Raw genomic sequence first — 15,174 nt, forward strand, 5'->3', positions numbered from 1 at the left:
CCATGTCCCCAGCAGAGATCACCCCGGAGTCGAATCCGCTCCGGGTCTCCTACGATCGCCGCCTGAACCGCATCGCCGGTCCGAGCGGGCTCGTGATCTTCGGCGTCACGGGCGACCTGTCGCGCAAGAAGCTCATGCCAGCGGTCTACGACCTCGCCAACCGCGGCCTGCTGCCGCCGGGCTTCGCACTCGTCGGCTTCGCGCGCCGCGACTGGGAGGACCAGGACTTCGCGAAGGTCGTCCACGACGCGGTGCGGGATCACGCCCGCACCACGTTCGACGAGGACGTCTGGAACCAGCTCGCGCAGGGCATCCGCTTCGTGCAGGGCGAGTTCGACGACGACGCGGCGTTCGACCGCCTCAAGGCCACGCTCGACGAGCTCGACCGTGAGCGCGGCACCATGGGCAACCACGCGTTCTACCTCTCGATCCCGCCGAAGTCGTTCCCGCAGGTCACCGAGCAGCTGCGCCGCTCCGGCCTCGCCGACCCGAAGGGCGGCCAGGATGGCGAGCCCGGTCAGTGGCGTCGCGTCGTGATCGAGAAGCCGTTCGGCTCGGACCTGCAGACGGCCCGCGAGCTCAACGCCGTGGTCGAGTCGGTCTTCCCGCCCGACGCGGTGTTCCGCATCGACCACTACCTGGGCAAGGAGACGGTGCAGAACATCCTCGCTCTGCGCTTCGCCAACCAGCTCTACGAGCCCATCTGGAACGCCAACTACGTCGACCACGTGCAGATCACGATGGCCGAGGACATCGGCGTCGGCGGCCGGGCCGGCTACTACGACGGCATCGGCGCGGCCCGCGACGTCATCCAGAACCACCTGCTGCAGCTCTTCGCCCTCACAGCCATGGAGGAGCCGGTGTCGTTCGACGCCGCCGACCTGCGTGCCGAGAAGGAGAAGGTGCTCTCGGCGGTGCACCTCGACGAGGACCTCTCGACGGCGACCGCGCGCGGTCAGTACTCGGGCGGATGGCAGGGCGGCGAGAAGGTCGTCGGCTTCCTCGACGAAGACGGGATGAACCCCGAGTCGGTCACCGAGACCTACGCCGCGATCAAGCTCAACGTCGACACCCGACGCTGGGCCGGGGTGCCCTTCTACCTGCGCGCCGGCAAGCGCCTGGGACGTCGCGTCACCGAGATCGCCGTCGTGTTCAAGCGCGCCCCACAGTACCTCTTCGCCGAGGAGCAGACCTCGGCGCTCGGTCAGAACGCGCTCGTCATCCGCGTGCAGCCTGACGAGGGCGTCACCATCCGCTTCGGCTCCAAGGTGCCGGGCGCGGGGATGCAGGTGCGCGACGTCACGATGGACTTCGGCTACGGCCACGCCTTCACCGAGGCGAGCCCCGAGGCCTACGAGCGACTCATCCTCGACGTGCTGCTGGGCGACCCGCCGCTGTTCCCGCGCCATCAGGAGGTGGAGCTGAGCTGGAAGATCCTCGACCCGATCGAGGAGTTCTGGGCGAAGCAGGGCGGCCCGCTCGAGCAGTACAAGCCCGGGACGTGGGGTCCGCCCGAGGCGGACGAGCTCCTCGCCCGCGACGGACGTGTCTGGAGGCGCCCGTGATCGTCGATCTTCCCAACACCACGACGAGCGCGATCTCGAAGGCGCTCGTGTCGATCCGCGAGGAGGGCGGCGCCGTCGCCCTCGGTCGCGTGCTGACGCTCGTGATCTCGACCGTGCTCGGCGAGGAGGAGGAGGCCATCGAGGCCGCCAACGACGCCTCGCGCGAGCACCCGATGCGCGTCATCGTCGTGTCGGTCGGTCCGGATGCCCGCACGGGCGTCGCGACGGCCGCCCCCGCGGGCGCCGAGATCCAGGACGCACGACTGGACGCGCAGATCCGCGTCGGCGGCGACGCCGGCGCGAGCGAGGTCATCGTGCTGCGCGCCTACGGCGAGGCCGCCTCCGACGAGGAGGGTCTCGTCACGAGCCTGCTGCTGCCCGACGCGCCCGTCGTCGTCTGGTGGCCGCATGTCACGCCCGAGAACCCGAGCGAGTCGCCGCTGGGCCGCATCGCTCAGCGCCGCATCACCGACTCGGCCACGGCGAAGGACCCGAACAGCGCGATCGAGCGCCTCAGCTCGAACTACCGCCCGGGCGACACCGACTTCGCCTGGACGCGTCTGACGCTGTGGCGGGCCCAGCTCGCCGCCGTGCTCGACCAGCCGCCCTACGAGCCGGTCACCGCGATCCAGGTCGAGGGCGCCGCGCAGTCGCCGTCGACCGAGCTGCTCGCCGCCTGGCTCGGCCTGCAGCTGGATGCGCCGGTCACCCTCGATCTCGCCGGCCCCGGTCACGGATCGAGCGGCATCCACAAGGTCGTGCTGCACCGCACCTCGGGCGAGGTGCGCCTCGAGCGCAACACCCCCACGGTGGCCACGCTCGAGCAGCCCGGACAGCCGACGCACGACATCTCGCTCCCCCGGCGCAGCCTGCGCGACTGCCTCGCCGAGGAGCTGCGCCGACTCGACCCCGACGAGCTCTTCGGCGAGGTCGTGCAGAAGGGCGTCACCCTGCTCGGGCGACGTGCGACCACCGATGGAGGCGATCGAGCGTGACCAACGAGCGGCGGGTGCTGGTCCACCCTGACAAGGCGGCGCTGGCCGGCAGCGTCGCGGCGCGGTTCATCACGAAGATCATCGACGTGCTCGAGGAGCAGGGCTCCGCCCACGTCGCCCTCACGGGCGGCACCATGGGCGGAGCCGTGCTCCGCGCGATCGGAGACTCCCCCGCTCACCAGAGCGTGGACTGGTCGAAGATCACGTTCTGGTTCAGCGACGAGCGGTATCTGCCGCACGGCGACGCCGAGCGCAATGACTCCCAGGCGAAGGCGGCCCTGCTGGATGCGCTCGAGCTGGCCCCCGGCCAGGTCAAATCGCTCCCGGCGCCGGGCGAGCACGCCGACATCGAGGCGGCTGCCGACGCCTACGCGGCGGAGCTGGCCGCGGCTGCCCCGGAGGGCGCCGAGTACCCGCGCTTCGATGTGCTGTTCCTCGGCGTCGGACCGGACGGGCACATCGCCTCGCTGTTCCCCGACCGCGCGGGCGTGCACGTCACCGACCGCACGGTCATCGCCGAGACGAACTCGCCCAAGCCGCCGCCGGAGCGCCTGAGCTTCACACTGCCGGTCATCAACTCGGCCGACCGCATCTGGATGGTGCTCGCCGGCGCCGACAAGGCCGGCGCCCTGGGCCTCGCCCTCGCCGACGCCAGCATCTCCGACGTGCCCGCCGCGGGCGCACAGGGGCGCAAGCGCACGGTGTTCTTCGTCGACCAGGACGCGGCCGCCGAGGTGCCCGCCGAGCTCATCACGAGCGAGCAGTTCTGGACTGCCGCGCACTCGATCGACGAGCACTGATCGTCGGCAGCACGTCGCGACGGGGAACCGCCGACAGCGAAAGGCCCGGATCCCTCAGGGGATCCGGGCCTTCGTCGTTCGCGGGGATTCAGCTCGCGGTCGTCGTGCCGCGGCGGGCGCGCAGGGCCTGCAGCGCCTCCTCGAGGAGCTGAGCCGCCTCCTCGTCGGTGCGACGCTCCTTCACGTAGGCGAGGTGCGTCTTGTACGGCTCGTTCTTCGCCGACTGCGGCGGGTTGGCCTTGTCGCGACCGGCCGGCAGACCCGTGGACGGGCTGTCGATGGTCTCGGGGATCTCTTCGGCCGGCACATTCGCCGCGAAGTAGCGGACGGTCTCGTTGCCCATCGCATCCCAGTACGACACGGCGACGCGCTCGGCGTGATATCCGCGGTCCTGCTCGCCCATGGGTCCGGATCCGACACGGGATCCGCGGATGGCGCTGCCTCCGGTAGCCACTGCTGTGCTCCTTCTCCGTCGCCGCGCGACGGACGTTCGATCGGGTGAGCCGGCTCAGCTGCCGGCGTCGAACCGGGTGATCAGGCCGAGCACGATCACCGAGGCGACCCACACGAGCCCGAGCACGACGGTGATGCGGTTCAGGTTGCGCTCTGCTACGCCCGAGGCGCCGAGGTTCGAGGTGACGCCGCCGCCGAACATGTCGGAGAGACCGCCGCCGCGACCGCGGTGCAGGAGGATGAGCAGGGTCAGCAGGAGGCTCGTGATGCCGAGCACCACCTGCACGATGACCTGGAGGATTTCCACGCGAGACCTTTCCTGTGCTTCCGAGAAGCGCGATGAGCGCCGGAATGCCAGCGTTCAGTATAGGCGACGGGCCGGGCGCCGAAGCGCTCCGGCCCGCCGTCGGGGTTTCTGACTCAGACGCCCACGTGGCTCTTGAAGCGCACGATGGCCGCGAACTCGTCGACGACGAGGCTCGCGCCGCCCACCAGGGCGCCGTCGACATCCTTCTCGCGCAGGAAGCCGGCGATGTTGCCCGACTTCACCGAGCCGCCGTAGAGGATGCGCGTCGACTCGCCCGCCTCGGCGCCGAGCTCCTCGGCGACGACGGCGCGCAGCGCTTCGGCGACCTGCTGAGCCTGCTCGGCCGTGGCCGCCTGACCCGAGCCGATCGCCCAGACCGGCTCGTAGGCCACGACGACCTCGGAGCCCTTCTTCGCGCCGCCGAGGGCGGTGCGCAGCTGGGCGACGGGCACGGCGCTCGCGCCGTGCTTCTCGAGGTCGTCGGCGGTCTCGCCGACGCAGATGATCGGCACGATGCCGTGACGGTGCGCCGCGGCGACCTTCTCGGCGATGAGCTCGTCGGTCTCGTGGTGGTACTCGCGACGCTCGGAGTGCCCGATGAGCACGTACTTCGCGTCGAGGGCCGCCAGGAACGCGCCCGAGATCTCACCCGTGTAGGCACCCGAGTCGTGGGCCGACAGGTCCTGCGCGCCGTAGGCGAGCGAGTACTTGTCGGCGGCCGCGAGGGTCTGCACCGAACGCAGGTCGGTGAACGGCGGGAAGACCGCGACCTCCGCGTCGGCGTAATCGTGGTTGCCCTCCTCGAGCTTCCAGTGCAGCTTCTGCACGAAGGCGATCGCCTGCAGGTGGTCGAGGTTCAACTTCCAGTTGCCCGCGATGAGCGGGGTGCGCTTCACTGCCATCCGAGGACCTCCAGTCCGGGGAGCTTCTTGCCCTCGAGGAATTCCAGGCTCGCTCCGCCGCCTGTCGAGATGTGACCGAACTGGTCATCGTTGAAACCGAGTGCGCGCACGGCCGCGGCCGAGTCGCCGCCGCCGACCACGCCGAGGCCAGAGACCTCGGTCAGCGCCTGCGCGACGGCCTTCGTGCCGGCCGCGAACGGCGCGAGCTCGAAGACGCCCATCGGGCCGTTCCAGAACACGGTGCGCGAGCGGCCGATGACCGCGGCGAAGGCCGCCGCGGTGTCGGGGCCGATGTCGAGGCCGAGTCCCTCGGCGCCGAACGGCGTCTGCTCGATCGCGTCGGCCGCGGTCACGACGTGCTCCGCGTCGGCGCCGAACTTCGAGGCCACCACGACGTCGGTGGGGATGAGCAGCTCGATGCCGCGCTCCTCCGCCTCACGGATGTAGCCCTTGACGGTCTCGATCTGGTCGACCTCGAGCAGGCTCTTGCCGACCTTGTGGCCCTGGGCCGCGAGGAAGGTGAAGAGCATGCCGCCGCCGATGAGCAGGGCATCCACCCGCGGCAGCAGATGGGCGATCACGCCGAGCTTGTCGCTGACCTTCGAGCCGCCCAGCACGACGGCGTAGGGCTTCTCGGGGTTCTCGGTCAGACGGTCGAGCACGTCGAGCTCGGCCGCGATGAGCAGACCGGCCGCGCTCGGCAGCTGCTGCGCGAGCTCGTAGACGCTGGCCTGCTTGCGGTGCACGACGCCGAAGCCGTCGGAGACGAGCACGTCGCCGAAGGCGGCGAGCTGCGCGGCGAAGGCGGCGCGCTCCTCGTCGCTCTTCGCGGTCTCGCCCGGGTTGAAGCGCAGGTTCTCGAGCAGCACGACGCGGGCGTCGCTCGCAACGGCCTCACGGGCGCTCTCGCCGACCGTGTCGGTCGCGAAGCGCACGGACTCGCCGAGCAGCTCGCCGAGGCGCTCGGCCACCGGCGCGAGGCTGTACTTCGCGTCAGGGGCGCCCTCGGGCCGGCCGAGGTGCGAGAAGGCCACGACCTTCGCGCCCGCGGCGAGCAGCGCCTGGATGGTGGGGACGGAGGCGCGGATGCGGCCGTCGTCGGTGATCGCGCCGTCCTTGAGCGGCACGTTCAGGTCGCTGCGCAGCAGCACCGTCTTGCCGGAGAGAGCTCCCAGGCTCTCGATGGTGCGAAGAGCCATGCTCTCCCTTTCTCAGAGGAAAGGCCCGGAACCGCGGGGGTTCCGGGCCTTCGGTGGATCAGAGGCGCGCGGCGACGTACTCGGCGAGGTCGACGAGGCGGTTCGAGTAGCCCCACTCGTTGTCGTACCACGACGACAGCTTGACCTGGTTGCCGATGACACGCAGCAGACCGGCGTCGAAGATCGACGAGTGCGGGTCGCTGACGATGTCGCTCGAGACGATCTCGTCTTCGGTGTACTTGAGGATGCCCTTGAGCGGGCCCTCGGCGGCGGCCTTGTACGCGGCCTTGACCTCGTCGACCGTGACCGGGCGCGAGGCGGTGACCGTGAGGTCGGTGACCGAGCCGGTGGGCACCGGGACGCGGAGCGCGAAGCCGTCGAGCTTGCCGACCAGCTCGGGCAGCACGAGGCCGATGGCCTTGGCGGCGCCGGTCGAGGTCGGAACGATGTTGACGGCGGCGGCGCGGGCGCGACGCAGGTCGCTGTGCGGGCCGTCCTGCAGGTTCTGGTCGGCCGTGTAGGCGTGGACCGTCGTCATGAGGCCGTTCTCGATCCCGAAGGTGTCGTTGAAGACCTTGGCGAGGGGCGCGAGGCAGTTCGTGGTGCACGACGCGTTCGAGAGGATGTGGTGGCTCGCCGGGTCGTAGGTCGACTCGTTGACGCCCATGACGAACGTCGCGTCCTCGCCCGAGGCGGGGGCCGAGATGATGACCTTCTTCGCGCCGCCGGCGATGTGCTTCTTGGCGTCGTCGGCCTTGGTGAAGCGACCGGTCGACTCGATGACGATGTCGACGCCCAGCTCGCCCCAGGGGAGGTTCGCGGGGTCGCGCTCCTCGAAGACCTTGATGGCCTTGCCGTCGACGTAGATGTTGTTCTCGTCGTAGGTGACCTCGGCGTCGAGACGACCGGTGATCGAGTCGTACTTCAGGAGGTGCGCGAGGGTCTTGTTGTCCGTGAGGTCGTTGACGGCGACGATCTCGAGGTCGCTGCCCTTGGCGAGGGCGGCACGGAAGTAGTTGCGACCGATTCGGCCGAAGCCGTTGATACCGATCTTGACGGACATGCTTCTCCTTGTGCTCGGTGGTGAGCGAGGTGGTGGTAGAGGTGGTGAAACGGCGGAAGCCGGGCAGATCGCCCGGCTTCCGGACCGCTTACGACAGTACCAGCAGGCCTTCGGTCTTCGAGCGGGCGGCGGCGAAGCGCGCGGCCACGTTCTGCCAGTTCGCGATGTTCCAGATCGCCTTCACGTAGTCGGCCTTGACGTTGAGGTAGTCGAGGTAGAACGCGTGCTCCCACATGTCGACCTGGAAGATCGGGATGGTGCCCTGGGCGGTGTTGCCCTGCTGGTCGAAGAGCTGCTGGATGAGCAGCTGCTCGCCGATCGGGTCCCAGCTGAGCACCGACCATCCGGAGCCCTGGATGCCGAGCGCGTTGGCCGTGAAGTGGGCCTGGAACCTGTCGAAGGAGCCGAAGCCGTCCTCGATCGCGGCCTTGAGGTCCGCGTCCTCGGGCTGTCCGCCGCCCTCGGGCGAGAGGTTGGTCCAGAAGATGGAGTGGTTGACGTGACCGCCGAGGTTGAACGCGAGGTCCTTCTCGAGCTTGTTCACGTTCGCGAGGTCGCCGTTGTCGCGGGCCTCCGCCAGCTTCTCGAGAGCCGTGTTCGCGCCGCCGACGTAGGTCGCGTGGTGCTTGTCGTGGTGCAGCTCCATGATCTTGCCGCTGATGTGCGGCTCGAGAGCGGCGAAGTCGTACGGGAGCTCAGGGAGCGTGTACTTGGCCATTCGGATGTCATCTCCTCGCAGGATCGATCCGGGCGCCAGTTCGAACAGCACCCGGCTTCTTCTTTCACAGTAGTGAAAGTCACGGAGCCGCTCAGGGATTCCGAGATCGACGTCCAGAGAACTCCCGGTGCACGCAGAACCGACGCACGCCCCGCGCCGACCTCGATGACGCTCCGTTACGCGGCGGGGATCTCCGGGCGCGTCACTCCGCGCCGGGCGGGACGTTCGCCTCGGTGCCGGGGATGCCGCGGTCGCCGGCCTCCTTGTCGGCCATCGCGAGCAGGCGGCGGATGCGGCCGGCCACGGCGTCCTTCGTCATCGGCGGGTCGGCGTGGTGGCCGAGCTCGTCGAGGCTGGCGTCGCGGTGCGCGAGGCGCAGCTCGCCGGCGTAGCGCAGGTGCTCGGGCACGCCCTCGCCGAGGATCTCGAGCGCGCGCTCGACGCGGGCGCAGGCGGCGACGGCGGCCTGGGCCGAGCGGCGCAGGTTGGCGTCGTCGAAGTTGACGAGGCGGTTGGCGGTCGCCCGCACCTCGCGGCGCTGGCGCATCTCCTCCCACTCGTCGACCGTGTTGCCGGCGCCCATGAGGCGCAGAATCGCCGAGATGGCCTCGCCGTCGCGCACGACGACACGGTGGATGCCGCGCACCTCGCGGGCTTTCGCCGGGATGCGCAGACGGCCGGCCGCGCCGACGAGCGCCATGGCGGCCTCGTTGCCGGGGCAGGTCACCTCGAGCGCGGCGGAGCGGCCCGGGTCGGTGAGGGTGCCGGAGGCGAGGAAGGCGCCGCGCCAGACGGCGGCGAGCTCCTCGCGGGAACCCGTCGTGAGACGGTTCGGGAGGCCGCGGATGGGGCGACGACGCGCATCCATCAGCCCGGTCTGGCGGGCGAGCGTCTCGCCGCCCTCGATGACGCGCACGACGAAGCTCTCGCCCTTGCGCGAGCCGCCCGACGAGATCGAGCCGACCTCGCTGCGCACGCCGTAGAGCTCGGCGAGGTCCTTGCGCACGCGGCGGGCGATCGCCGGGGTGTCGACCTCCGACTCGACCGCGATGCGGCCCGAGATGATGTGCAGTCCGCCCGAGAAGCGCAGCAGCGCGGCGAGCTCGGCCGCCCGCACGGTGTTCTTGGCGACCTGCACGGCCGTCAGCTCGTCCTTCACATCGGACGTCAGTGCCACGCCGTGTCCTCTCATCGAGATCGTTCAGGGGGCGCGCGCACGCGCCGGTGTTCTGGTGGTGGGGTGGGCTACTCGCGGCCGAGATCGCGGTGCTTCACGGTCACCGCCACATCGGGGGCGGCGCGGAGCCTGCGCGCGATCTCCTCGGCCATCGCGACCGAGCGGTGCTTTCCGCCGGTGCAGCCGACAGCGATCGTAGCGTGTCGTTTGTTCTCGCGGAGATACCCCGCCAGCTGCGGCTCGAGAGCGGCGACATAGCGCTCGGCGAAGAGCAGCGCGCCCTCCTGCCCCAGCACGTACGCCGACACCTCGGGATCGAGCCCGGTGTGCTCGCGCAGCTCGGGCACCCAGAACGGATTCGGCAGGAATCGCACGTCGGCCACGTTGTCGGCATCGGCGGGCAGGCCGTACTTGAAGCCGAAGGTGAGCACGATCACGCGCATCCGCACGGCGCCGTCGGCCGAGAAGCGCTCGGCCGTCTCGCGCGCGAGCTGGTGGATGTTGAGGTCGGAGGTGTCGATGAGCACGTCGCTCGACGAGCGCAGCTCGGCCATGCGCGCGCGCTCGGCGTGGATGCCGTCGAGCAGCGTCCCTTCGCCCTGCAGCGGATGCGGTCGCCGCACCTGCTCGAAGCGGCGCACGAGAGCGGCGTCGCCCGCGTCGAGGTAGAGCACGCGCACCGGCACCGCGGTCTTCAACTCGGTGATCGCCTCCTGCACGTCGGCGAACAGCCGTCCGCCGCGCACATCCACGATCGCCGCGATCTTCGGGATCGTGTCGGCCGCGTGCTCCGAGAGGTCGGCGAGCGGCCGCAGCATCTGCGGCGGCAGGTTGTCGACGACATACCAGCCGAGGTCTTCGAGCGCGTTCGCGACGGTCGAGCGCCCGGCGCCGGACATCCCCGTCACGATGAGGATCTCCCGCTCTTCGCGGGGGTCGTCCTGGCCGGGATCGGTCATGTCTCCTCGTCGCTGCGCTCGGGGATGCTCGCGGGTGCTGCGCCGGCGACGGCGGCGGGAGATGCCGCGTCCGCCTTCGGCCTGCCCAGCCTAGCCGCGATGGTGTCGGCGAGGGCGGGGCCGATCCCCTTGACCTCGGCGATCTGCGCCGCGTCGGCGCCGCGCAGTCGGGTGACCGAGCCGAAGTGCTTGAGCAGCGCCTGCACGCGGGTCGGGCCGAGCCCGGGGATGCCGCTGAGCTCGGTCTGGATGCCGCCCTTGCGCTTCTGCCGCTGGAACGTGATCGCGAAGCGGTGGGCCTCGTCGCGCACGCGCTGCAGCAGGAACAGCGCCTCGCTGTTGCGGGGCAGGATGACGGGGTAGTCGCTGCCGGGCAGCCAGATCTCCTCGAGTCGCTTGGCGAGCCCGGCGAGCGGGATGTCGGTCACCCCGGCATCGGCCATGGCGCGCGCCGCGGCCTCGACCTGGGGCTGACCGCCGTCGACGATGAGCAGTCCGGGGCGGTAGGCGAAGCGCTTGCGCTGACTGCTCGTCGACGTCTCGGCGGTGACGCGGTCGGCGATCTGCTCGGCGGTCGGCGCGGCGTCAGGGTCGGCGGCGTCGGCGTCGGCGTCGAACTCGTCGCCGAAGTCCACGTCGTCGTCCGCCGCGTCCTCGGCCGCACTCGCGTCCGCGTCCAGCGCGTCGTCGAGGTCGATCGTCGCCCCCCGCTCCCCCGGCGATCCCGGCTCGGGGTCGTCCTCGAGGTGCGCGAGTCGACGCGAGAGCACCTGGTAGAGCGCGGCCGTGTCATCGGCGTACTCGGGCACGCCGAACTTGCGGTACTGGTTCTTGCGCGGCAGTCCGTCTTCGAAGACGACCATCGAGGCGACGATGCCGGTGCCGCCCAGATGCGAGACGTCGTAGCACTCGATGCGCAGCGGCGCCTCGTCGAGCCCGAGGGCGTCGCGGATGTCCTCGAGGGCCTGCGTGCGCGCCACGTAGTCGGCCGTGCGGCGGGTCTTGTAGAGCGCAAGCGCCTGCTTCGCGTTGAGCGTCGCCGTCTCGAGCACCTGCCTCTTGTCGCCGCGCTGCGCCGTGCGGATGACGACCTGCCGGTTCTGCCTCCGCTCCCCCAGCCACAGCTGCAGCGCCTCGACGTCGTCGGGCACCTCGGGCACGATGATCTCGCGCGGCGGCTCCTCGTTCTCGTAGGCCGTCTCGAGCACGCCGTCGACGAGCTCGCCGAGCGGCACATCCAGCTCCTTGTCGACGACCCAGCTGCGCACACCGCGCACCCGGCCGCCGCGCACGACGAACTGCTGCACGGCGGCGGCGAGCTCATCGTGCTCGATGCCGAACACGTCGGCGTCGACGCCGTCGGCGAGCACGACGGCGCTCTTCTCGAGCACGTTCTCGAGGGCGACGATGCGGTCGCGCAGCTTCGCGGCCTCCTCGTAGTCCTGCATCGCCGCGGCGTCTTTCATGTCGCGCTGCAGCGACCCGATGATCGAGCGGTCGTGGCTCGCCATGAAGGCGACGAACTGCTCGACCGTGCGCCGGTGCTGCTCGATCGAGACCTTGTGCGAGCAGGGCCCGCCGCAGCGCCCGATCTGGCCGGGGAAGCAGGGACGCCCGGTCTGCATCGCGCGCTTGTAGCTCGAGTCGGAGCAGGTGCGGATGGGGAAGGCCTTCACCATCAGCTCGATCGTCTCGCGCACCGCCCAGATCTTCGGGTACGGGCCGAAGTACCGGGCGCCGGGGATGCGGCGGTTGCGCGTGACCATCACGCGCGGCGCCTCATCCGCCATCGTCACCGCGAGGTAGGGGTAGCTCTTGTCGTCGCGGAACTTGACGTTGAACGGCGGATCGAACTCCTTGATCCAGGTGTACTCGAGCTGCAGCGACTCGAAGTCGCTGCCGACGACGGTCCACTCGACACTCGCCGCCGTGAGCACCATCGCCCGGGTGCGCTCGTGCAGGCTGCGCAGCGGCTGGAAGTAGTTCGCCAGCCGCTGGCGCAGGTTCACGGCCTTGCCGACGTAGATCACCCGCCCCGAGGGCGAGCGGAAGCGGTAGACGCCCGGCTGGGTCGGGATCTCGCTCGGCTTCGGCCGCCACGGGATGGCGTCGGCGCGCTCGGGCCGCGCCATCAGCCGGCCTTCCGGCGTCCCCGTCCCGCCGCCTCCGACTCGAGCAGCTCGGCGAGGAACTGCCCGGTGTGGCTGTCGGGGTTGTCGGCGACCTGCTCGGGCGTGCCCTCGGCGATCACGAGACCGCCGCCCGAGCCGCCCTCGGGGCCGAGGTCGATGAGCCAGTCGGCGCTCTTGATCACGTCGAGGTTGTGCTCGATCACGATGACCGTGTTGCCCTTGTCGACGAGGCCGTTGAGCACGAGCAGCAGCTTGCGCACGTCCTCGAAGTGCAGACCGGTCGTGGGCTCGTCGAGCACGTAGATGCTGCGGCCGTTCGAGCGCTTCTGCAGCTCGGTCGCGAGCTTCACGCGCTGCGCCTCGCCGCCCGAGAGGGTCGTCGCCGACTGGCCGAGGCGCACGTAGCCGAGGCCCACATCCACCAGCGTCTTGAGGTAGCGGTGGATGGCCGTGATCGGCTCGAAGAAGCTCGCGGCCTCCTCGATCGGCATGTCGAGCACCTCGGCGATGTTCTTGCCCTTGTAGTGCACCTGCAGGGTGTCGCGGTTGTAGCGCGCCCCATGGCAGACCTCGCACGCGACGTAGACGTCGGGCAGGAAGTTCATCTCGATCTTGATCGTGCCGTCGCCCGAGCAGTTCTCGCAGCGCCCGCCCTTGACGTTGAAGCTGAAGCGGCCCGGCAGGTAGCCGCGCGACTTCGCCTCGACGGTCTCGCTGAACAGGGTGCGGATGCGGTCGAAGACGCCCGTGTAGGTCGCCGGGTTCGAGCGCGGCGTGCGGCCGATCGGCGCCTGGTCGACGTGCACGACCTTGTCGAGCTGGTCGAGTCCGGTGACGCGCTTGTGCCGGCCGGGCACCTGCTTGGCGCCGTTGAGGGTGTTGGCGAGCACCTTGTAGAGGATGTCGTTGACGAGCGACGACTTGCCCGATCCGCTCACGCCGGTCACCGAGACGAAGGCGCCGAGCGGGAACTTCACGGTCACGTCGCGCAGGTTGTTGGCCGAGGCGCCCTCGACGGCGATCATGCGCTTGCGGTCGATCTTGCGCCGCTTGCCGGGCACCGAGATCGCCTTGCGGCCGGCGATGTAGTCGCCGGTGATCGATTTGCGGTTGTCGAGCAGCGCCTCGTAGCCGCCGGAGTGGATGACCTCGCCGCCGTGCTCGCCCGCGCCGGGGCCGATGTCGACGATCCAGTCGGCGGTGCGGATGGTGTCTTCGTCGTGTTCGACGACGATGAGCGTGTTGCCGAGGTTCTTCAGCTTGACGAGGGTGTCGATGAGGCGGCGGTTGTCGCGCTGGTGCAGGCCGATCGAGGGCTCATCGAGCACGTAGAGCACGCCGGTGAGTCCGGAGCCGATCTGGGTGGCGAGGCGGATGCGCTGGGCTTCGCCGCCGGAGAGCGTCGCCGCGGCGCGCGACAGCGTCAGGTAGCCGAGGCCGACCTCGAGCAGGAATTCGAGGCGCAGGCGGATCTCGCGCAGCACCTGCGCCGCGATGCGGGCCTGGCGCTCGGTCAGCTCGAGCGTCTGCATCAGCTCGTAGGCGTCGAGCAGGCTGAGCTCGGTCACGGCCGAGATGCTCTTGCCGACGACCGTGACCGCGAGCACCTCGGGCTTGAGGCGCTGGCCGTGGCAGACCTGGCAGGGCACCTCGCGCAGGTACTCGCCGTGGCGCTGCTGCGCCCAGTCGCTCTCGGCCTCGTGGAACTTGCGCTCGATGTAGGGCATGACGCCCTCGAAGCCGGTCGAGTACTTCATGGTGCGGCCGAAGCGGTTGCGCCACTGCACGACGACCTCGAAGTCGTTGCCGCGCAGGATCGCCTGCTGCACCTCGGCGCTGAGCTGGTTCCACGGGGTGTCGAGGTCGAAACCGAGGTCGCGGGCGAGACCGCCGAGCAGGCGCTGGAAGTAGCTGTAGAGGCCCTTGCCGCCCTGGTTCCAGGGCAGGATGACGCCCTCGTTGAGCGTGAGCTCGGGGTCGCCGAGCAGCAGGTCGGGGTCGACCGCCATCTTGGTGCCGAGGCCCGAGCACTCGGGGCAGGCGCCGAAGGGCGCGTTGAACGAGAAGGTGCGCGGCTCGATCTCGGTGAGCTGCAGCGGGTGGTCGTTGGGGCAGCTGAGCTTCTCGCTGAAGGTGCGGCGGCGATCCTTCGCCTTCTCCTCGCGGTCGACGAAGTCGATCGTGACGAGGCCGTCGGTCAGGCGCAGCGCCGTCTCGAGCGAGTCGGTGAGGCGGCCGAGGATGTCGTCGGCGGCGACCAGGCGGTCGATCACGACCGCGATGTCGTGCTTGTACGACTTCTTGAGCTTCGGCGGGTCGGTGAGCTGGATCATCTCGCCGTCGACGATCGCGCGCGAGTAGCCGCTCGAGCTGAGCTCGGCGAAGAGGTCGACGAACTCGCCCTTCTTCTGGCTGACGACCTGCGCGAGCACCTGGTAGCGGGTGCCGGTCTCGAGCTCCATGAGCTGGTCGGCGATCTGCTGCACGCTCTGCTTCTGGATGCGCTCACCGCAGACCGGGCAGTGCGGCTCGCCGACGCGGGCCCAGAGCAGGCGCATGTAGTCGTAGATCTCGGTGATCGTGCCGACGGTCGAGCGCGGGTTGCGGTTGGTCGACTTCTGGTCGATCGAGACGGCGGGGCTGAGGCCCTCGATGAAGTCGACGTCGGGGCGGTCGACCTGGCCGAGGAACTGGCGCGCATACGCCGACAGCGACTCGACGTAGCGGCGCTGCCCCTCGGCGAAGATCGTGTCGAAGGCGAGGCTCGACTTGCCCGAGCCAGAGAGCCCGGTGAACACGACGAGCGAGTCGCGCGGGATCTCGAGATCGACGTCCTTCAGATTGTGGACGCGGGCACCGCGGACGCTGAGTTTGGAGTTTCCGGGCACGGCAGAGATCGACACC

The 15,174-nt window shown here is 70.0% G+C and carries 13 protein-coding genes; 3 read left to right on the plus strand and 10 right to left on the minus strand.

What is annotated here, in order from left to right:
• Window positions 1-2: 2 nt before the first annotated feature.
• Genes zwf through pgl form a run of 3 tightly spaced genes read left to right on the plus strand, consistent with a single transcriptional unit; the run spans window position 3 to window position 3,360 of the window.
• The gene (zwf, locus tag FJ657_RS10800) at window positions 3-1,565 is read left to right on the plus strand and encodes a glucose-6-phosphate dehydrogenase (RefSeq protein ID WP_141163625.1); all 1,563 of its coding nucleotides are present in this window, start codon (window positions 3-5) and stop codon (window positions 1,563-1,565) included.
• Entirely contained in the window at window positions 1,562-2,560 is a 999-nt protein-coding gene (locus FJ657_RS10805; protein WP_141163626.1) for a glucose-6-phosphate dehydrogenase assembly protein OpcA, read from the plus strand. Before zwf ends, FJ657_RS10805 begins: the two co-directional genes overlap by 4 nt.
• Window positions 2,557-3,360: a 6-phosphogluconolactonase gene (gene pgl, locus FJ657_RS10810; protein WP_141163627.1), complete on the plus strand. Its 804-nt coding sequence runs from the start codon at window positions 2,557-2,559 to the stop codon at window positions 3,358-3,360. Before FJ657_RS10805 ends, pgl begins: the two co-directional genes overlap by 4 nt.
• 88 nt (window positions 3,361-3,448) lie before the next feature.
• Here pgl and FJ657_RS10815 read toward each other — a convergent pair whose 3' ends face one another.
• From FJ657_RS10815 to uvrA, 10 genes are all read right to left on the minus strand, one after another.
• Complete coding sequence (locus FJ657_RS10815; RefSeq protein ID WP_141163628.1) at window positions 3,449-3,814, minus strand: RNA polymerase-binding protein RbpA; 366 nt, start codon at window positions 3,812-3,814, stop codon at window positions 3,449-3,451.
• A gap of 54 nt (window positions 3,815-3,868) precedes the next feature.
• Entirely contained in the window at window positions 3,869-4,120 is a 252-nt protein-coding gene (secG, locus tag FJ657_RS10820) for a preprotein translocase subunit SecG (protein WP_141163629.1), read from the minus strand.
• 113 nt (window positions 4,121-4,233) lie between these two features.
• A complete protein-coding gene (tpiA, locus tag FJ657_RS10825) occupies window positions 4,234-5,022 on the minus strand; it encodes a triose-phosphate isomerase (RefSeq protein ID WP_141163630.1) in 789 nt (262 codons plus the stop codon).
• A complete protein-coding gene (locus tag FJ657_RS10830; protein WP_141163631.1) occupies window positions 5,013-6,221 on the minus strand; it encodes a phosphoglycerate kinase in 1,209 nt (402 codons plus the stop codon). Before FJ657_RS10830 ends, tpiA begins: the two co-directional genes overlap by 10 nt.
• Before the next feature lie 58 nt (window positions 6,222-6,279).
• Complete coding sequence (gene gap / locus FJ657_RS10835; protein WP_141163632.1) at window positions 6,280-7,284, minus strand: type I glyceraldehyde-3-phosphate dehydrogenase; 1,005 nt, start codon at window positions 7,282-7,284, stop codon at window positions 6,280-6,282.
• Window positions 7,285-7,372: 88 nt separating this feature from the next.
• A complete protein-coding gene (locus FJ657_RS10840) occupies window positions 7,373-8,002 on the minus strand; it encodes a superoxide dismutase (RefSeq protein ID WP_141163633.1) in 630 nt (209 codons plus the stop codon).
• A gap of 202 nt (window positions 8,003-8,204) precedes the next feature.
• Window positions 8,205-9,179 carry a DNA-binding protein WhiA gene (gene whiA, locus FJ657_RS10845; protein WP_141163634.1) on the minus strand — a complete coding sequence of 325 codons (975 nt, stop codon included), beginning with the start codon at window positions 9,177-9,179 and terminating at the stop codon, window positions 8,205-8,207.
• A gap of 68 nt (window positions 9,180-9,247) precedes the next feature.
• A complete protein-coding gene (gene rapZ, locus FJ657_RS10850; RefSeq protein WP_141163635.1) occupies window positions 9,248-10,138 on the minus strand; it encodes an RNase adapter RapZ in 891 nt (296 codons plus the stop codon).
• Window positions 10,135-12,270 carry an excinuclease ABC subunit UvrC gene (gene uvrC, locus FJ657_RS10855; RefSeq protein WP_141163636.1) on the minus strand — a complete coding sequence of 712 codons (2,136 nt, stop codon included), beginning with the start codon at window positions 12,268-12,270 and terminating at the stop codon, window positions 10,135-10,137. The genes rapZ and uvrC overlap by 4 nt, the downstream gene beginning before the upstream one ends.
• Complete coding sequence (gene uvrA, locus FJ657_RS10860) at window positions 12,270-15,173, minus strand: excinuclease ABC subunit UvrA (RefSeq protein ID WP_141163637.1); 2,904 nt, start codon at window positions 15,171-15,173, stop codon at window positions 12,270-12,272. The genes uvrC and uvrA overlap by 1 nt, the downstream gene beginning before the upstream one ends.
• Between the last annotated feature and the right edge of the window lies 1 nt (window position 15,174).

The sequence above is a fragment of the Schumannella soli genome (assembly GCF_006517435.1).
Lineage (GTDB): Bacteria > Actinomycetota > Actinomycetes > Actinomycetales > Microbacteriaceae > Schumannella > Schumannella soli.

Excerpts from the sequence above, each read along its gene's own strand:
- FJ657_RS10840 (WP_141163633.1), bottom strand. The coding sequence starts at position 8,002 with ATGGCCAAGTACACGCTCCCTGAGCTCCCGTACGACTTCGCCGCTCTC.
- tpiA (WP_141163630.1), bottom strand. The coding sequence starts at position 5,022 with ATGGCAGTGAAGCGCACCCCGCTCATCGCGGGCAACTGGAAGTTGAAC.
- uvrC (WP_141163636.1), bottom strand. The coding sequence starts at position 12,270 with ATGGCGCGGCCCGAGCGCGCCGACGCCATCCCGTGGCGGCCGAAGCCG.
- zwf (WP_141163625.1), top strand. The coding sequence starts at position 3 with ATGTCCCCAGCAGAGATCACCCCGGAGTCGAATCCGCTCCGGGTCTCC.
- gap (WP_141163632.1), bottom strand. The coding sequence starts at position 7,284 with ATGTCCGTCAAGATCGGTATCAACGGCTTCGGCCGAATCGGTCGCAAC.
- FJ657_RS10830 (WP_141163631.1), bottom strand. The coding sequence starts at position 6,221 with ATGGCTCTTCGCACCATCGAGAGCCTGGGAGCTCTCTCCGGCAAGACG.
- rapZ (WP_141163635.1), bottom strand. The coding sequence starts at position 10,138 with ATGACCGATCCCGGCCAGGACGACCCCCGCGAAGAGCGGGAGATCCTC.